Origin of the sequence: Corallococcus sp. CA047B (genome assembly GCF_003612065.1) — a bacterium.
Lineage (GTDB): Bacteria > Myxococcota > Myxococcia > Myxococcales > Myxococcaceae > Corallococcus > Corallococcus praedator.
The window spans coordinates 34,254-52,248 of record NZ_RAWD01000011.1; the positions used below are offsets into that span (position 1 = coordinate 34,254).

Annotated in this window: 12 protein-coding genes; 5 read left to right on the plus strand and 7 right to left on the minus strand. The window is 70.2% G+C overall.

The features are described 5' to 3' along the window. Window positions 1-271: 271 nt before the first annotated feature. The 5 genes from D7X74_RS03780 to D7X74_RS03800 form a co-directional block, all read right to left on the minus strand. Window positions 272-1,177 carry a serine protease gene (locus tag D7X74_RS03780; RefSeq protein WP_199741753.1) on the minus strand — a complete coding sequence of 302 codons (906 nt, stop codon included), beginning with the start codon at window positions 1,175-1,177 and terminating at the stop codon, window positions 272-274. Between the two features lie 186 nt (window positions 1,178-1,363). Then, entirely contained in the window at window positions 1,364-2,935 is a 1,572-nt protein-coding gene (locus D7X74_RS03785; RefSeq protein WP_120531532.1) for a serine hydrolase domain-containing protein, read from the minus strand. 108 nt (window positions 2,936-3,043) lie between these two features. Continuing rightward, entirely contained in the window at window positions 3,044-3,985 is a 942-nt protein-coding gene (locus D7X74_RS03790) for a DUF808 domain-containing protein (protein WP_120531533.1), read from the minus strand. A gap of 140 nt (window positions 3,986-4,125) precedes the next feature. Further along, the gene (locus D7X74_RS03795) at window positions 4,126-8,289 is read right to left on the minus strand and encodes an MG2 domain-containing protein (RefSeq protein WP_120531534.1); all 4,164 of its coding nucleotides are present in this window, start codon (window positions 8,287-8,289) and stop codon (window positions 4,126-4,128) included. Between the two features lie 74 nt (window positions 8,290-8,363). Then, complete coding sequence (locus D7X74_RS03800; RefSeq protein WP_120531535.1) at window positions 8,364-9,695, minus strand: CotH kinase family protein; 1,332 nt, start codon at window positions 9,693-9,695, stop codon at window positions 8,364-8,366. Window positions 9,696-10,031: 336 nt separating this feature from the next. Between D7X74_RS03800 and D7X74_RS03805 the strand changes: the two genes are divergently transcribed. Both D7X74_RS03805 and D7X74_RS03810 read left to right on the plus strand, forming a co-directional pair. Then, on the plus strand, window positions 10,032-10,487 hold the full coding sequence (locus D7X74_RS03805; RefSeq protein ID WP_120531536.1) for a PadR family transcriptional regulator: 456 nt from the start codon (window positions 10,032-10,034) through the stop codon (window positions 10,485-10,487). Continuing rightward, complete coding sequence (locus tag D7X74_RS03810) at window positions 10,484-11,263, plus strand: siderophore-interacting protein (RefSeq protein ID WP_199741754.1); 780 nt, start codon at window positions 10,484-10,486, stop codon at window positions 11,261-11,263. The genes D7X74_RS03805 and D7X74_RS03810 overlap by 4 nt, the downstream gene beginning before the upstream one ends. A gap of 6 nt (window positions 11,264-11,269) precedes the next feature. On the opposite strand, the gene D7X74_RS03815 is transcribed toward D7X74_RS03810, so the two are convergent. Beyond that, window positions 11,270-11,794 (minus strand): DinB family protein, encoded by a 525-nt coding sequence (locus tag D7X74_RS03815; RefSeq protein ID WP_120531537.1) that lies wholly within the window; start codon window positions 11,792-11,794, stop codon window positions 11,270-11,272. A 137-nt stretch (window positions 11,795-11,931) separates the two neighbouring features. Here D7X74_RS03815 and D7X74_RS03820 point away from each other — a divergent pair, with 137 nt between their 5' ends. Then, complete coding sequence (locus D7X74_RS03820) at window positions 11,932-12,414, plus strand: hypothetical protein (protein WP_147444136.1); 483 nt, start codon at window positions 11,932-11,934, stop codon at window positions 12,412-12,414. Here D7X74_RS03820 and D7X74_RS03825 read toward each other — a convergent pair. After that, on the minus strand, window positions 12,411-16,034 hold the full coding sequence (locus D7X74_RS03825; RefSeq protein ID WP_233601952.1) for a protein kinase: 3,624 nt from the start codon (window positions 16,032-16,034) through the stop codon (window positions 12,411-12,413). The genes D7X74_RS03820 and D7X74_RS03825 overlap by 4 nt on opposite strands. 125 nt (window positions 16,035-16,159) lie before the next feature. Between D7X74_RS03825 and D7X74_RS03830 the strand changes: the two genes are divergently transcribed. Next, window positions 16,160-16,966 carry a S9 family peptidase gene (locus tag D7X74_RS03830; RefSeq protein ID WP_120531539.1) on the plus strand — a complete coding sequence of 269 codons (807 nt, stop codon included), beginning with the start codon at window positions 16,160-16,162 and terminating at the stop codon, window positions 16,964-16,966. Between the two features lie 178 nt (window positions 16,967-17,144). After that, window positions 17,145-17,993, plus strand: a complete 849-nt coding sequence (locus tag D7X74_RS03835; protein WP_120531540.1) for a DUF1206 domain-containing protein — start codon at window positions 17,145-17,147, stop codon at window positions 17,991-17,993. The last annotated feature ends 2 nt before the right edge of the window (window positions 17,994-17,995 follow it).

Genomic DNA, 17,995 nt, shown 5'->3' on the forward strand with positions numbered 1-17,995 from the left:
GTGAGCTGCGTCACTCCCCCCAGGGAGACCTTGTCTCCTGTTCGACGGCTCTCCAGTTCGGCGAGGAGGTCCGCCTCCCACGCCCGCTGTTGAGACTCCGGCAGCTCGCCCACGAGCTTCACCACGGGCCCGCCCAACCGCCGGATCCAGGTCACGAGGTCGCTCGCATCGCGGGACTCCACGACGGGGACCTCCATCTCCTCGGAAGCCTCGCGAGGGCTGTCTCCAAACCCGTGGGGTCCGCGTGGCGGAACACCCCAGGCTCATCCCTCTAGCTGCCGTAGAGGCTGAGCTGCTGGCGGATCCATGGGATGTAATTGGAGACCCGGGCGTAGACACCTGGCAGGCCCGGCCTCGCACAGCCAACGCCAAAGCTCGTGACTCCCTGGAGCGTGTAGCCGCGAGCCCCCTTGATGACCAGCGGCCCTCCACTGTCGCCCTGGCACGAGTCCTTGCCCCCTTGGGCGTACCCAGCCCCGAGCATGGCCTGCGAGTCGATATGGATACCTTGTGACGAGTACATCCTCGCCAGTTGCTGAGCGTTCACCGTGGGGACTCCCACCTGCATCAAGAGGTCGGACGTATCGTAGCCTCCCTCACGGGTCAGGCCCCACCCCGCGCTCGTTGCCATCGTGTTGTCCGCGACCTGCTCTCCCGCGGCCGGGAGACACACAGGCCCTATCGCGAGTCCAGATGCGAGTTCAGAGGTCAGATTGGGGCGCATCTGGGGGGATTGGCCGCATCCGCCCGCCAGGGATGAATTGAACTTGATGGGGCTTGCGAGCTGGAGGACGGCGATGTCGTTCATCGTCGTGTCCGGGTTGTAGTTCGGATGAGAGACCACGCGCTTGACGCGGACGCTGACCTGCCCGGCCACGGGCCGCGTCAGTTGATGCGCCCCCGCGACCACCGTGTCGGGAGGGCCATCCACGACACAATGGGCCGCCGTGAGAACGATATTGCTCTCCTCCCTGGCGCCAATCCTGACGAGGGAGCCACCACAGAAATGGCTTCCATTGTTTTGCAGGCTGACAATCCACGGGTGGCTGCCTGGACGCGCCTCGACGCCTCCCACGATCTCCTGGCCGACGCTGCCCATCGCATCGACGCTGTCCAGCTCCGCACCACCACAGCCCAGCAGACCCACCGCGACGACAACTCCACGCCCCAAGCGCATCGACGTCTCCTGTCTCAAGTGGATCCGCCTATGGCAAACCGCATGCCACGTGGGTGCGAGGCACCTTCGAGGGAAGCCGTGCGACGTTCCGTGGAGGAGCGGGCGGGTTGACACGTCAAGACACGTCAACCGGCTCTAGGAACACGTCAGGAAGCGGTAGAGGCTGAGCGCTCCCTGACCCCGCGCTCACTTCCCGGTGGGCACGCCGAGCTTCTCGAGGACCTTCACGGCATTGGCATTTCCCGCATCCAGTGCGAGCGACTTCTTGTAGCTCGCGATGGCCTCTTCCTTCCGGCCCTGCTGGAGCTGTGCCTCGCCCAGGCTGTCGTAGGCATTCGCATCCGTCGGGAAGAGCTTCACGTTCGTTTCGAACACCCGCACCGCGTCCGAGCCCTTGCCGTCCCCCAGCAACCGGTAGCCGAGCTGGTTCAGGTGCCCCGACTCCAGGCCCTTCATGCCCGCAGCGTGCTTCGCGGTGTACCAGGCGAGTGCGGTGTCGACGCCCTTGAGCCGCATGAGCACATCCACCTGGGTGGACGGCGACTCCGGCTCGGGCTTGAACGCGGTCCAGCCATACTCGGACGCCACGCTGGCGATGAGGCGGTCGAAGAGCAGGAAGCCGTTGTCGGAGTTGGCCATGACGACCACGCCGCTGCCCGTGTCGCTGAAGGACGTCAGCGCCGCCTGGAACCCTTCGTCCGAGCCTCCGTGACGGAACTCGTTGGTGCCGGGGCCGACCTGGAAGCCCAGCCCGAACGTCTCCGACTGCTTCGTCAGCATCTGCTGCGTCATCGCCTGGGACAGCACGCGCGTGGACTTCCCCGCCTTCGCCTTGGACACCTCCAGGGCGACCCGCGCCAGGTCGGACGGCGTGGTCCACAGTCCGGCCGCGGCCATCTCCGGGTACACGTGCCAGCGGCCCGCGACGCTCTTGCCGCCGGAGTACGTCCCGGTGGCCGTCCTGGCGGCACGGTCCGGAGGCAGGGGCTGCTCGTAGGAGCTCTGGGTCATGCCGAGCGGCTTCAGCACCGCCTCGCTCATGATTTGTGGGAACGGCTTCTGGAGCTGATCCACCATCATCAACTGGACGATGGACGTGCCGCCGCCGCTGTAGCGCGTCTTCGTGCCGGGAATGAGGTCGACGCGCACCGGGGAGGTGTTCGCGGGCTTCACGCCCTCCAGCACCTGCACCAGCGTGGGCACGGGGGCGCCGACGGCGTACCCGGGGAAGCCATGCACCGTCGTCCCCGCGCTGTGGCTGAGCAGCCGGCGCAGGGTGACCTTCTGCTCCTTCGTGAAGTCGTTCTCGGGGAGCTTCCACGAGCGCAGCCGGTCGTTGATGTTCTCGTCGAGCGACCACTTGCCCGCCTCGACGAAGTGCAGCGCCGCCATGGCCGTCACCGGCTTGCTGATGGAGCCCGCCTGGAACAGCGTCTCCAGGGTGACGGGCTCCGAGCCGCCGGCTTCCTTCACGCCATAGCTCCTGGCCCAGACGATGGCGTGCTTGTCGAAGACGGCGATGCTCAACCCGGGGATCCGGTACAGCGCCATCCACTGCGGGAGGGTCAGGCTCTGGGGTTTCTCACCTTCGATGACGATGGGTGCCAACCCCGCTTCCACCCGCGCCGCGCGGGCTGTCTGGGCAGCGCTGGCCATCCATTGCGTGGCGGGCTTCTTCGTCCCCTCCGCCGCGAGGGCAGCACCCCCCGAGCCGAACAGGACGGCCACGAGGGCGAGGCGGGACAGGGGACGACGCATGGTTTCACCGGAGGAAGGGAGTGGGACTGGCGGTATACGGCCTCCACGCCCTGCCGATTGCCGGTCCGAACCCTTTTTTCCGCGGCCCGGTTCCAGGCCGCGCCCGCGCTACTTCTTCGCGCCCCGACCCTTCAGCACCTTCTGGCCCAGGGTGAAGAGCAGCACCAGCACGGCGCCGGCTCCCAGCCCCACCGCGGCATTGAGCAGCATGGGGGCGAGCCCGCCCAGGATGCTGCCCACGCCCGGCACGCCCTTGGCCCAGGCGGTGAGGGACTCCTCCGCGTGGTGCAGGCCTGAGATGCCGTGCACGAGGATGCCGCCGCCCACCAGGAACATGGCCGCCGTCCCCGCCACGGAGAGGAACTTCATCAGCAGGGGCGCCGCGCGGAGGATGCCCGCGCCCAGGCCGCGCTGGAAGCTCCCGGACTGGCGGCTGAGATACAGCCCCGCGTCGTCCAGCTTCACGATGCCCGCCACGAGCCCGTACACGCCCACGGTCATGATGAGGGCGATGCCCACCATCACCGAGACGCGGGTGGCGAAGTCCACCGTCGCCACGGTGCCCAGCGTGATGGCGATGATCTCCGCGGAGAGGATGAAGTCGGTGCGCACCGCGCCCTTGATCTTGTCCTTCTCCAGCGCCACCAGGTCCACGCTCGGATTCGCCAGCGCCTCGCGCAGCTCGGTGCGGTGCGCGCTGTCCTCTTCCTCGCTGTGCAGGAACTTGTGCGCGATCTTCTCGAAGCCCTCGAAGCAGAGGAAGGCGCCGCCCACCATCAGCAGCGGGGTCACCAGCCAGGGCGCCAGCGCGCTGATGGCCAGCGCCGCCGGCACCAGGATGGCCTTGTTGACCAGCGAACCCTTCGCCACCGCCCACACCACCGGCAGCTCGCGGTCCGCCTTCACGCCCGTCACCTGCTGCGCGTTGAGCGCCAGGTCGTCACCGAGCACGCCCGCCGTCTTCTTCGCCGCCACCTTCGTCAGGATGGAGACGTCGTCCAGGATGGTGGCGATGTCGTCGAGGAGCGCAATCAGGCTGCTGCCTGCCATGGAAGTCGTCCGGGCTGGAGGTGTGGGTCATCGCCTTGCGGCCAGAGCGGATTACCACAGCGGGGAACCCATGGGCACGGCTTCGCCTGCTCCCCCAGGCTCCCCGTCCGTCCCCAACAGGCCCCCTTCGTCCCTGGTGGTTACGGCTTCGGAGCGATGGAGACCTTCACGCCCTCACTCCACGTCTTGTGCTCGTCCGCGTAGTACAGGTACGCGCGGCTGGCCGGGCCCGTGTACGTGCCGGGCACCGCGGCCACCAGGGACAGCGGCACGTCGATGCGCTTGTTCGGCTCCATGCCGCGCCAGTAGAGGACGACGTCGCGCCCGAGCACCTCGTAAGCATCCACCACCTGCCGCTTCACCAGCTCCTTGAGCTGGTCGTGCCGCACCTCCAGCCCGCCCGGCACGCCGAAGATGGCGACCGCCGTGGGCAGCCGCTGGCCCGTGCGGTTGGCGATCCGCACCCGCGCTTCGGTGGGTTCGCCCTCGGTGAGGTCCGTCTTCGCCAGCGCGACCTCCAGCGCCACCTGCGTCTCCTTGGAGCTGTCCGGCATGAGCGCGCTGTAGGTGACCTCCACCGAGTATGGCAGCTCCGCGCCGCCCTCCATCCGCAGCTCCACGCGGCGCTCGCCCGCTCCGAGCAGCGCGCTCACGTCGGGCAGCTTGAGGGCCTCCTGGGTGGAGCCGTCGAAGCGCACCGGCTCGCCCACCGGGCGGCCCTCCACGTAGACGCGCACCAGGCCCGGGGTGAGCTTCGACGCTCTCGCCTTGTCGTAGGCGATGATGGCGCGCAGCGCGAGCACCGTGCTCTGCGTCGCCCCGTAGCGGCCACCGTCGCTGGACTCCGCGAGGAACTTCATCGCCCGCTCCACGTTCCCCACGTGGGAGGGCTCGCGCATCCACGCCAGCGCCGCCAGCGCGGTGGTTTCGATGTTCAGCGTCTCCCCCGAGCTGCCCACGATGGACTGCGTCGAGCCGCCCACCACGCCGTCCTTGGCCTGCAGGGACGCGAGCCGGCCCATCAGCGCCCGGGCCTCGGAGGTGTCACCGGCGAGCGCCATCACATTGGCCGCCAGCGCCACCACGTAGCTGTTGGTGCTCTTCGCCGCCGCGGCCTTCACCGAGGCGACCTCGCTGGACAACTGCTTCGCCTGCGAGGCCGGCTGTCCCGCGCTCTCCAGCAGCGTCCAGAGGATGTATGCGTTCGACGTGTCCGCGTCCTCCACCCACACGTGCAGCGCGCGGCGCTTGCGATTGAAGCCGCCCTGTCCGTCCCGCTGCTGGAGGAGCCACTCGCGCGTGCGCTCCAGCATCGCGGTGTCCACCTCGCGCACCTGGCGCATGTCCGTGAAGTGCAGCAGGCCGAACGCGGTCAGCGCCTCATGGCCCGGGTTCTGCCCGAACCACTCGTAGCCCTTCTCGGACGTCTCGTAGCCCACCAGCCGCTGGTAGCCCCGCTCCAGCTTCTCCTTCGCGCTCGCCACCAGCTCGGGGTTCACGCCGGTGTGCGTCTGGAAGTACTGCTGCGCCATCGTCATCGGGTACGTCGTGGAGCTGGTCTGCTCGAAGCAGCCGGAGGGCTCCTGGATGAGGCGGGCCAGCGACTCGGTCATGTTGGCCAACGGGCCCGGGTACACGGCGATGGACGTCCGCACGCTGCCGGGCACCACGCTTTCGGGGAGCACCACCCGGTGCGACGCCGGCCCCTTCGCCGACAGCAGCCCGCCGAAGGACACGCGGCCCGGGAAGCCCCGGGGCTTGATGGACAGCGTGCGGGTGACGACGTCCGTGTACTCGCCAGCGCTCGCCGTGAGCTTCACGTCCACCGGCTTCGCCTCCTGGCCAATCTCCAGCGAGAACAACTGCCGGGCCCGCGCCTGTGAGGCCAGGTCCTGCGTGCCGCTGCCCGTCACCTTCACGTCCCCCTTCAGCTCCACCTTCACCCCCGCGCCCGAAAGCCGCGCCTCCGTCCCGTTCACCATCGCCACCGGCAGCCGCACCACGTCTCCCGACGTCACCTCCAGGGGCAGCTTGGGCTCCGCGTAGAACGGCTGCACCGACTCCAGCTCCGCCACCGCCGAGCCGAGCGCGCCGTCCGCGCCCACCGCTCCCGCGAACGCCTTGAACGTCGTGACCGAGTCGCTCATCGCGAAGGACACCCGCACCTCGCCGGTGCGGGCATCCGTGCGCACCCCGGCGTTCCAGTAGAGCGTCTCCGCGAAGTCGACCCGGTCTCCCGCCTTGCGGTTCGGGCGCACCGTGTGCGCGAACTCGCGGAAGTAGACCGCCTGTCCCCTGAGGACACGCCGCTCAACGAAGTTCATGTCCCGCTTCGCGCGCCGGGCCTTGTCCATCATCGGCGCCTCCTCCTCCACCTCGAGCAAGCGGTCCTGGGCCGCGACCACCGGGGCCATGGCCGCCGGGGCCATGGGCTCCTGAGGAGGTGGCGCCGGAGCCGGGGCGGCCTGGGCCACGCTGGGGATCGCACCTCCCAGGGCGGCCCCCTCGCCGGCGACTCCATCGTCCTCGTCCATGGCTTCCCGCTCCATCCTCGGCTGCGGGAGCGCGCCCTTCATGACAGCGCCGGTAGCGACCTGACCGCCCCCGCGGGTGGACGGCCGGGGCCTCTGGACGGGCTCCTGCGGCCAGCGCACCGCGAGCACGCGCATCGCCGCGTCACCATGCCGGGCGAGGAAGCCCTGCGTGTCGGTCAGCGCGAAGCGCCGCCAGCCCTGCGTCCCCAGCAGCAGGTCCACCGCCAGCTTCGACTTCGGATTCTTCGCGTCGAGGTAGAGCTGCGCATCGGCCAGCTCCTTCACCTCGGGCTCCAGCAGCACCATGACCGGGAGCTGCGGCGCCTGGTCGCGCTTCTCCTGGAGCTCCAGCACCGCGTCATCCGTGACGGTGAGCATCACCAGCGCGGAGACAGGCTTGCCGTCGCGCGTCGTCCGGGCCGTGAGCTGCACCGGGCCGCCGGGCACGTAGCGCGTGCGGTCCGCCTTCAGCTCCACATTTACCTCTTTGGAGGGCTGGCGGAACACCAGCCGTTCCGCGACGGGCCGCCCGTCGTGGTCCCACACGGTGGCGACGAGCACGCCATCCGCCTCGCCTGGATCCAGCGTCACCGGCCCGCCCTTCGAGTCCCCAAGCACCACCGAGGCGACGCGCACCTCGCGCTGGCTCAGCGTCACCGTCGCGCGGCCCACGCCGGTCAGTCCCACGGCGAGCTGCACCAGCTTGCCGGCGGGCACCACGTCCTCGCGCACGCGGATGACGGCGCCCCTCGGCTTCACCTCCGGCAGCGGGAAGGTCTTCTGGATGCCCGACGGCGCGTCGATGCGCAGCGCATACCGCACCCCCTCCTGCGGGGTCAGCTCGAAGCGGCCACGGCCCTCGTGCTCCGAGCGCACGCGGGCGACCACCTTGCCGGAGCCCAGCTCCACCACCCGGCCCATCAGGTCCGCCGGCTTGCGCGCGGGCGTGCGCGCCTCGAAGTAGACGCGCGAGGTGAGCCCCGCCACCAGCTCGCCTCCCTCCGGGTACAGCGACAGGTCCAGCGTCTGGAGGAGGATGGGAATGGTCTTCGCCGCCGACTCCACCACGCCGCCGTCCTCGATGGTGAAGGCCAGCGTGCCCTCGCCGCGCTCCATCGCCGCGGGCAGCGGGAAGCGCACCGTGCAGCGCCCCTTGCCGTCCACCGTGCACGGCACCTGCGCCGCGGTGGCGCCGTCAACGAGCGCGGTGGCCATCACCTTCGCGCCCTCGGGCACGCCGCCCTCCGCGCGCTTCACGTCCAGCGTGGCGGTGACGGTGTCACCCGGCCCGTAGCCGTCCCGGAGGAACTCAATCTGTGACTTGAGCCGGGGCGCCCGGTAGGCGCGCACGTCGAACTTCCGCTCCGCGGGGGCGGCGCCCGTCCACGGGTAGGTGACGCGCAGGGTGTACTCGCCGCCGGCCTGTCCGGCGGGAATGGGCCAGGCGTAGCCCCAGACGGCGTCCGCCGTGGACAGGGTGGTGGTGGTGACGACATCCCCCCGGGGGCCCCGCACCTCCAACTGCGCCTGGAGCGAGCCCGCGTACGGCTTGCGGCTCAGGGCCTCCAGCATCAGGCCCCGCGCCAGCACCTGCTCCCCGGGGCGGTAGAGCGGCTTGTCGGTGGTGACGTGGGTCACGTACCGGTCCGCGCCGCCCAGGGAGCGTGTGGTGGCCCGGGCCGCGAGGACGCGGGGCGACAGCAGCACGAGGGGGGTGGCGAACCCCAGGGTCAGGAGCACGTGCAGGGCACGCGGGACGTGGAAGGTCATGGCCCCATTCAACGCGCGGGCGGGCCAGAAGTTCTAGGCTCCCTGCCGGGGCGCCCTGGCGACTGGACGCGCTGTCAGCGGAGCTCCTCTTCCAGGGCATCCCAATGGGCATCCACCCAGTCGTGGATGTATTTCACCTCGTCCTCGAAGCTGTTGATGTCCGTGCGCTGGTTCCAGCGCGGGAAGTGGCGATAGGCCTCGCCCCAGTGGGCTTCATCCTTCAGGGCCGCGCGGCCGACCTCGGCGGCATAGGTGTCGATGAGCCCTTGGACGACGTCCCGCTGAAGCGAGGTGTGGAGCAGCGTGTGGAATCGCTCGCGGAGGGGCTGGCGGATGGCTGGATCCTCCATCATCCGGGTCCAGATGAGGTTCTGCTCCGGGAAGGTGGCCATCGGCCACGGGGCCCGTCTCGTGGTGTCCCAGTTCTGTCCGAAGCTGGCATCCAGGTCCCAGGGGATGTACCGCCATCGCTCCGCCGCTCCTTGCGCACGGAAGTGGTAGGCGTTCTTCTTCACGGAGTCGGACAGGTCCGCCAGGTGGGCCAGCATCCACCAGTCCTCGTAGTCCTCCACTCGCATCCAGGCGCCTCGCTCCGCGCGGAAGCGCTCCGGAGGGGTATCCGCCACGAAGGCGGTGAACTGCTCGATGCTGGCGTAGGCCCCGTCTCCCATCTCGGGCTCGCCCTCCTTTTTCTCATGGCCCTGATGCAGCGGACTCTTGGGTCTGTTGAACGCATCCTGCCGGGAAAAGTTGGCGCCTGGGCCCACGGCCTTGAAGAGCTCTCCCCTGGCATCCATCCCCTGCGCCGCGAGCGAGTGACGGTCGACGTGGTCCGCCACCGTGAAGAGTCCGTGATAGCGCCCGTCCAGATAGACGACCGCGCTGAAGGTCTTCACCTGGAGGTGTTCGGAAGACATGCGGCTCCACAGGGTGAAGCCGAGCCGGGTGCGGATGTATGAATTGTCATTGAAGGGGCTGATCAACACCAGCTTGCGCCGGCCCGAGAAGCCGCCCGCGAGCAAGGGTTCGTCAAAGGTCTCTCCATCGCGGAAGTCGAGCGTGAAGCTGCGCTTGGGGAAGGCCTTGGACGTCGCCCCGCGATATCTGGCCCGGGCGACGTAGCAGCGCCCGCGATAGAAGATGCGCGCCGCCTGGTAGCCGTCGTCATCTGGCAGCGAGTCCGCCACGTAGAGGTGGAGCACCGGCAGCCCATCCTCTTCGACGTAGCTCCGCGGATCCTCACCCTGGACGGCGGGGGCTCCTTCGATTGAGGCGCCCGCGGTCCCCGTGCACTCGGGAACGGAGGTCGTCCACGAACTCTGGGGCAGGCAGGCTGGCGCGGTCGCTCCCAGTGCGAGCACCAGGCCCATGGCCACGCGCAAGGCCCCATGCCTCGCTTGTCCCATCGACCCTCCTCCGCGCCTCGAAGCCAGCCACTGCCGGGGGAAGGTGAGACAGCCCCCCTGCCGCTGCCAAGGGCGTCCTTGGGGGCATGTCGAGCGACGGCGCTGGTGGATGACCTGAAAGCGAACCCCTGGGGGGCGACCGACCGGGTCCCCGCGAAGGCCTTGCTCCCGACGTATCTAAGATATATCTAAGACCTATCCAAGATGGCTCTTGAGGAGCAGAGAGGACGCACCATGCGAGGCAGACCCGGAAGAGGGCGGGAAGAGGGGGGAGGGCACTGGCACTCAGAGCGGGAGGACCACCGGGGGCCTCATGGCCATGGCGGTCGGCACCGGATGTTCGAGGGCGGCGAGCTGCGGCTCGTCCTGCTCCACCTCATCTCCCAGGAGCCCCGCCACGGTTACGACCTGATTCGCGCCATCGAAGGGTTGAGTCGTGGCGCGTACGTCCCCAGTCCTGGGGTCATCTACCCGACCCTCACCCTGCTCAAGGACATGGGCCTGGTCGGTGAGCCGGACACCGACAGTCAGCGCAAGCTCTTCTCCATCACCGCGCAAGGTCAGGCGCTGCTCCAGGAGAACGCGAGCGCCGTTGCCGGCTTGCTTCAGCGGCTCGGCGCCGCCGCGGAGGTTCGCGAGCGGACCGACGCGGCCCCGGTCCGGCGCGCCATGCACAACCTGAAGGCCGTGCTGTTCGACACCTTGTCGGCCAGCACGGACACGAAGACCCTCCACGACGTGGCCGCGCTCATCGACGAGGCCGCGCAGAAGATTGAAAGGCTGCGCTCATGAACCACCCGACCCTTCAGGACGCGGAGGCGCGAGGCGCGCCGCATCAGATGGTTCGCGTGCGCCACGAGCTGCGGCGGCGCAAGCTCACCGTCAGCGGCGTGGAGGCCCTGACCCCCCGGATGCGGCGGATCCGTTTCACGTCGCCCGAACTCGCGGGCTTCCAAAGCCCGTCGCCAGACGGCCACATCAAGGTGTTCTTTTCTCGGCAGGGTGATGAAGCGGGGCCGCCGGTGATGCGTGACTTCACGCCGCGCGCCTTCGACCCCGTGGCCGGGACCCTGACCCTCGACTTCGCCCTGCACGGTGCCGGGCCCGCGACGGAATGGGCCGCGTCGGCGCAGGTCGGTCAGACGCTGGAGATAGGGGGGCCGAAGGGCTCATCCCTCATGCCCGACGACTTCGACTGGTACCTGCTGGTCGGTGATGAGAGCGCGCTGCCAGCCATCGGTCGGCGGGTGGAGACGCTGCGCCCTGGCGTGCCCGTGTCGACCCTGGTGGCCGTGGCGCGTGCGGATGAAGTGCAGCACTTCGAGACCCGGGCCGCGTGGCGGCGGGAATGGGTCGTGCGCGGGGAGCCGAGCGCTCAGGATGGACAGCACCTGCTTCGCGCACTCGCCGGATTCTCGCCTCCACCGGGGGATGGCTTCGTGTGGATCGCCGGTGAGGCTTCGCTCGTCCGCGAGGTGCGGACCCACTTCGTCGAGGAGCGCCGCCATCCGGGTGACTGGCTCAAGGCGGCGGCCTACTGGCACCGCGGCGCGGATGAGGGGCACTGATCCAGATCAGCGGTCGCTGACGGCGTAGAGAAAGCGTGCGTAGCCAAGTTCGGCGGCGCTCTTGGTGAGCTCGACATTGGCCCAGGCGACGACGTCACCGAACGGACGGTCCTGGAAGGGCCAGCGTGTTCGTCGCGGCGAGCGCAGGTCTTCGTCCGTGGTCCGTTCGAGGACGTCCTGCCATTGGCCCTTGAGCTGGCCAATCCACTCGCGGACGGCGTCGGCATTGCCGGGCCACATCACGCTCTCTCGGGAGAGGGTCCCGCCGCCGAAGGAGTGGTCGAGCACCATGGACCACCAGAAGCCGAGGTGCCACGTCAGCCACGCGAGGCTGGACGGCCCGAGGTCATAGCCCTCGTGCTCGGGCCAATCCGCGCGCCACGTTCCGTCCGGAAGCGGCTGCACGTGCAAGCCCTTGCGGGCAGGGCGCCACAGGCACTCCTCGGTCGTCAGTCCATCCAGATGGTACTGGGTGAGCGCCCAGGCTGTTTCGAACTGGCGGAGCAGGTAGTCACGGGCTTCGTCGGCCATGGGAGGAACTCTGGCACAGGGGCGGTACCAGCCCCACACCGCGCGGGCGACTGCCGCTCGTTCGATTCGTAGCGCATCATGCCGACCTGCCTCCCCGCGGAGGACCACTGCCGGCGCAAGCCCTGGAGAACCACGCCATGCGAATCCGAGTCCTCTTTCCCCTGTGCGTCACCGGGCTGCTGGCCTGTGCCACAGCCCCCCGTTCCACCGACGCTGCTTCGGCCGCGGTGGGTGACAGCACGCCGGTGCAGCCCTGCCCGACGCCCCCTCCGGGAAACCCCGGGGACGTGTTCATCACGGCCAACGCGGAGGGCAAGGTCCACTTCAGCACCACGACGGTGCAGGTGCAGGCCGGGCAGACCGTGACCTTCGTGTCCCAGGTGCAGCAGGACCGGTGCATCGGCGTGGCGGGCGAGTCGCTCTTCAAGGAGGGCTCGCAGAACCCGTTGCTGGTGCCTGCCTGCCAGAGCGCCTCGTGGACGCTGCGCGGCAAGGATCCACAGGGGAACCACAAGCTGTGGTCGTGCCCGATGAGCGACTGCTCGAAGTGCACGGAGCCCCAGGGCATCACCGAGACCATCAACGGCACCCTGGAAGTGACGGGGCGCGGCGAGGACTAATCGGGCGGAAGGCGCGCGAGGACGCGGCGCAGGTCCTCGCGCAGGGTGTTCGCGTCCTTCCAATGGGGGCGCGCGGTGAGCACTGCTTCGGTGAGCGACAGGCCCCGCTGGAGTTGCTCCTTCGCGTCCTGTTCATGCGCCTCCCGCGCCGTGGCCCATTCACCGAGGAAGGCACCGAAGGCCAGGCGCTGCTCCAGGTTCTCGGGCTCCAGCCGCAGGGCCTGCTGGAAGGAGTCCGCCGCGAGCTTGAAGTCCGCGTCGGATGCAGGGCCCTTCAAGGCCTTCCAGCGCGCGTCCACGGCCTGGACTTCTCCCTGCCAGCGCCACGCCTGCGCGAGCTTCGCGTTGAGCCCCAGCGCTTTCGTCAGCGCCTCCGTGGCACGTGCGGTGTCGGGCCGTGGGTCCCTGCCGCGCCTCAGCGCGAACGCGGCCAGCGTCTGGTGCACCTGCCCCAGGTTGGCCCACGGCTGCGCGATGTCTGGCAGCAGGGCGGTCGCCTGCTGGAGCGCGGCCTGTGCTTCCTTCGCGCTCGCGGTGGGGTCTTCTCCTCGCGCCAACTGCCAGGTGGCACGCCAGGCGCGGACCTCGCCCAGGTTGTTGTGCGCGAAGCCCACGGTGGGGGCCGTGGTGATGGCTTGCGTGAAGGCCCGCTCCGCTTCGTCCAACAGGGGCTCCGGCGCGTCGCCCCGGTCCCACGCCTCGCGCGCCTGGTCGAGCAGCACGGTACCCACTCCGTTGAGGAGCGGAGGCAGGCGCGGGTTGATGGCGACGCCCTTCCGGTAGCACTCCAGCGCCCTTGCGAGTCCGGGGCCCGCGTCGCCTCCGTGGTCGCGCACGCGCAGCGCGAGCGTGCGGTGGACGTCCGCCAGATAGAACCACGTCACGACGTGGCCGGGGTCCAGTTGGCTCGCGTGCTCCAGCGACGCCCGGGCTTCCTCCAGGTCTTTGTCCGGCTCCAGGGCCCGGGGATGGTTCGCGCGGTTCACGTACGCGGTGCCCAGGTTGATCCACGCCTCCAATCGTTGAGCGTCCCGCTTGCGCGCTTCCCGGAAGGCCTCGATGGCTTTGCCCCGGAAGGGCAGTGAGTCTCCGCCGCGTCCGTCCTCGGAGTCCGCCCACACCTTGAAGACGAGGCCCAGGTCCAGGTGGAAGTCGTAATCGCGCGCGGACTCGGGGATGGCGTCGAACGCGGCCACCGCGGCCTGGAGCTGTTCGCGCGGATCCTCGCCCCGTCCCTGCCGGTAGCGGGCCCACTGCCACCAGCCCATCGCCAGCGCATGGCGCGCTTCCACCTTGTCGGGCGCGAGCTTCAGCGCCTGCTTCGCCGCGTCGAGCGTGCGGATGAGCAGCGGTTCCACCTCGCCCCCGCTGCTGACGCGCACCTGCGCAAGCCGGCGGTGGAGGTGCGCTTCGAGCACCCATGTGTCCGCTTCATCCGGCGCCGCCACCAAGGCACGCGATACGGCCTCCATCCCTTGCGTGTACGCGGGCTGCACGTCGCCCTTCCCGGAGATTTCGAGGAGCAGGGCCTCCTGTTCCAGCTCCGCTCGCGCGCGGTGCACGGCGGACACGCTGCGTCCGATGTCGGCCGCGCTCGCGTAGGCCTGGCGCCCGGTCTCCAGGTCGCTCCGGGCCGCGTCGCGTTCGCTCGCCAGGGCGTGGCGCACGGCGCGGGCGAGCAGGATGTCGCCCCGGAGCAGCGCGGCTTCGTGGAACCACGGCAGGCGCGTACCCAGTGCGTCCAGTGACCTCAGGGCTTCATCGAAGCGGTCCTCGTAGAAGGCCCGGAGCGCGTCGGCGTATTCGGGCGCGGTCACCTCCGCGCCCTGGCCCTGCTTCAGGAACGCGAGCGCCGGGTCGCGTGAGCGGGACTGTGCTTCCTTCTGCTTCGCCTCGCGTTGAGGCGCGTCCGGGATCCGATCCGCCTCCAGCCGCTCGCGTTGATACCGATGCCCCAGCACCCGTGCGAGCGCATACGCCACGCGGGGCTCGTGGTTCCCCACCGCCCAGGCTGACTCCAGGTGCTGGAGCGCGGCGGCTTCGTCACCCAACGCGAGGAACCCTCGTCCCAGCGCGTAGTGGCCCGGCCCCTCCGCCACGGTGCCGGCTTCGCGCATGGACGCTTCGATGTCGCGCATGCGCGAGCGCATGGCCTCGCGGTCCGGCCGCGTGTCGTGCAGCGGCGCCTGCCCGGAGTAGCGGGCCTGGGCCTCGATGCGCTCCACGCCCTCGGTGAAGCGCCGGGTCAGGGCTTCGCGACGCGAGACTTCCCGACGGGCCATCACGCCCTGGCCCACCGCGCCCGCCGCCGCGAGTCCGACGAGGCTGGCCACAGCGACCGCTCGCCGGTGCCGGGCCACCCACTTGCGCACGCGGTACGCGGGGCCGGTGCGCGCGAGGACCCGTTCACCGTCGAGGAACCGCTCCAGGTCGTCCGCCAGCGCTCGCGCGGTGTCGTAGCGGCGGGCGCGGTCCTTCTCCAGACACTTGAGGACGATGGCCTCCAGGTCCGCAGGAACCTCGGGGGCCAGCTCGCGCGGCGGGCGGGGTTCATGGGTGGCGATGCGGCTGAACACCTCCAATCCATTGGCACCGGGGACAGGCGGTTGGCCGGTGAGCAGGTGGTACAGCGTGGCGCCCAGGCTGTAGAGGTCCGCGCGCCGGTCCAGGCGGGTGACTTCGCCCCGGGCCTGCTCGGGCGCCATGTATTGGGGCGTGCCCAGCACCGTGCCGGTGGCGGTGAAGCCTTCGCTCCCGCTCCAGTCGCGTGCCAGGCCGAAGTCCATGACGTAGGGGCGCAGGGCGCCGTCCTCCGCGCGCTCCACCAGGATGTTGGAGGGCTTGAGGTCCCGGTGGACGAGCCCCGCCTGATGGGCCGCGTGCACGCCCAGCGCGGCGTCGCGCAGCACCCGGGCCTTCTGCTCCACGGACAGCAGACCGGACAGGGCATGCAGCGGCTCACCCGCGACGTACTGCATGGCGATGTACGCGCGGCCCTGGACCTCACCGACCTCGTACACGCGGCAGACGCGTTCGTGGTCCACGCGGGCCTGCGCGCGTGCCTCGGCGACGAAGCGGCGCGACAGCTCCGGGTCCTCGTCGCGCACGAACTTCAGCGCCACGTCACGGTGCAGCCGCACGTCGTGCGCCAGGAACACGCGCCCCATGCCGCCCTGCCCGAGGAAGCGCACGGGACGGTAGCGCTCCCAGAACGGCACCGGGAAGGCGGGGCCGTCCACGCTCCTGGACGGAGCCCCTCCCGGAGGAAGCGTGTCGTCGGACATCACGGGGCGGGGGCCCGCGTCGCCGGGAGACCCCGCGACCCGGTGGGGCTGTTCCCGGTCGCTGTCGGCCCTGTCCCCGCGCGGCTCGGTCGAGGCAGGGTGCTTCGTCGCCGTGGCACCGGAGGGCGATGCGTCCTCTTCCGAGGCCGCATCCGTGACGAGTTCCCGGCGCAGTGACACGAGCGAATCGACGGAGAGCCGTCCGCGCTCCACGAGGACCTGGAGCGGTGCGACACCGCGCCGCGCCGCCTCCTCGCGCAGGGCGTCCACTTCCTCGCGTGAGAGCAGGCCCTCGGCCAGGGCGAGTTTCAGCTCCGCTTCGTTCGGCTCATGCACGCGAAGATGCCCCCGTGGAACGCACAGCGTACCGGAGGGGCCGGTCGCGGCGCATCCTTCGCGGGGACGTACTCCTGGCGCGCCACGGCTTGCGGCGGCGGGCCGCCCGTTCCCAAGATGGGCCCATGAGTTCCATGTGGGTCCTCGAAACGCCGCAGCCGCCGCCCGACGCACGCATCGCGTACGGCGAGGCACCCCAGCAGTTCACCGAGCTGCGCAAACCCAAGGGCAAGGGCCCCCACCCGGTGGTGCTCTTCGTCCACGGTGGCTTCTGGCGCGCGGAGTACGGCCTGGAGCACGCGGGCCACCTTTGCGCGGACCTGGCGAAGCGCGGCTTCGCGACGTGGAGCGTGGAGTACCGGCGTGTGGGCCACGACGGCGGAGGCTTCCCCGGCACGCTGGAGGACGTCGCCTCCGCGGCGGATCATCTGGTGGACGCCGCGCCGTCGCTGGGCCTGGACCTGACGCGCGTGGTGGCCATGGGCCACTCGGCCGGCGGTCATCTGGCGATGTGGCTGGCCGCCCGTCACCGGCTCACCGCGCGTCAGCCGCTCTACCGCGACGCCCCCCTCAAGCTGAAGGGCGTGGTGTCCCTGGCGGGCGTGCTGGACCTGGCGAAGGGGGCCGCGCTGAACCTGGGCAACGGCATCGTGAAGACCTTCATGGGCGGCGCGCCGGAGCAGATCCCCGAGCGCTACGCCGTCGCGTCCCCCGCTGCCCTCCAGCCCCTGAAGCTGCCGCAGGTGCTGCTGCACGGCACGGAGGACGACACCGTGCCCCTGGAGATCAGCGAGGGCTTCCACGCCCGGGGCGTCCAGCAGAAGGACCCGGTGCACCTCGTGCCGCTGAAGGGCGCGGGCCACTTCGAGCTCATCGACCCGCGCTCCAAGGAGTGGCCGCGCGTGGTGCAGGCCGTGCGAACCCTGCGTTGAGCGGTGGCGCGGCCTTCGGGGCCCGCCTTCGCCCGCCCCCCCATGACAGCAGGCAGCCAGCCGTGCCCCCCGTGGCCCGGTTGGGGCCCGGACGGGACGCACGGGCCTTCCGCCCGAACGGGCCTTCGGATGCGCACCCTCTCCTCGGTCCCGACGCAGGGACGGGAGGAGCGTTTGCATGGCGACGATGGACGTGATGCGCGGGCCGGGGATGGAGCGGCTGTCGCGTGGGGCGAAGGAGGCCGCGAGCCACCCCTGGGCGAAGAAGCTGGGGCGGATGGGCTACGCGGCGAAGGGCGCCGTCTACGCCATCATCGGGGTGCTCGCGCTGAAGCTCGCGGCGGGCGAGGGCGGCCGCACCACGGACAGCCATGGCGCGGTGAGCACCGTGGCGCACGGGCCCTTCGGCATCGTGCTGCTGTCCGTGCTGGTGGTGGGCCTGCTGGGCTTCGTCGTCTGGCGCTTCGCCCAGGCGTTCGCGGACACCGAGGACAAGGGCTCCGACGCCAAGGGCATCGCCACGCGCGCCATGTACTTCCTCAGCGGCGCCATCTACGCGTCGCTGGCCGTCTTCGCGCTGAAGACCGTGGTGGGCGCTTCACAGGGCCGGAGCAGGGGGACGCAGGGCTGGACGGCGACGCTGATGGAGCAGCCCTTCGGCCGCGTCCTGGTGGCGCTCGTGGGCCTGGGCATCATCGGCTTCGCGGTGAAGCAGTTCCACAAGGCGTGGAAGGGGAGGTTCCTGGAGAAGCTCACACTCACCGGGCTCGCGGCCCAGCAGCGTCACTGGGTGGAGCGGGTGTCGCGCTTCGGCATCGCCGCGCGCGGCGTGGTGTTCTCCGTCATCGGCATCTTCCTGGTCCGCTCCGCCGTGGACGCGAACCCGGGAGAGGCCAAGGGCCTGGGAGAGGCCCTGGCCGTCGTCGCCCGCCAACCCGCGGGCGACGTGCTCCTGGGGGTGGTGGCGGCGGGCCTGGTGGCCTACGCCGCCTACCTGTTCCTCCAGGCGCGCTACCGGGAACTCTAGAA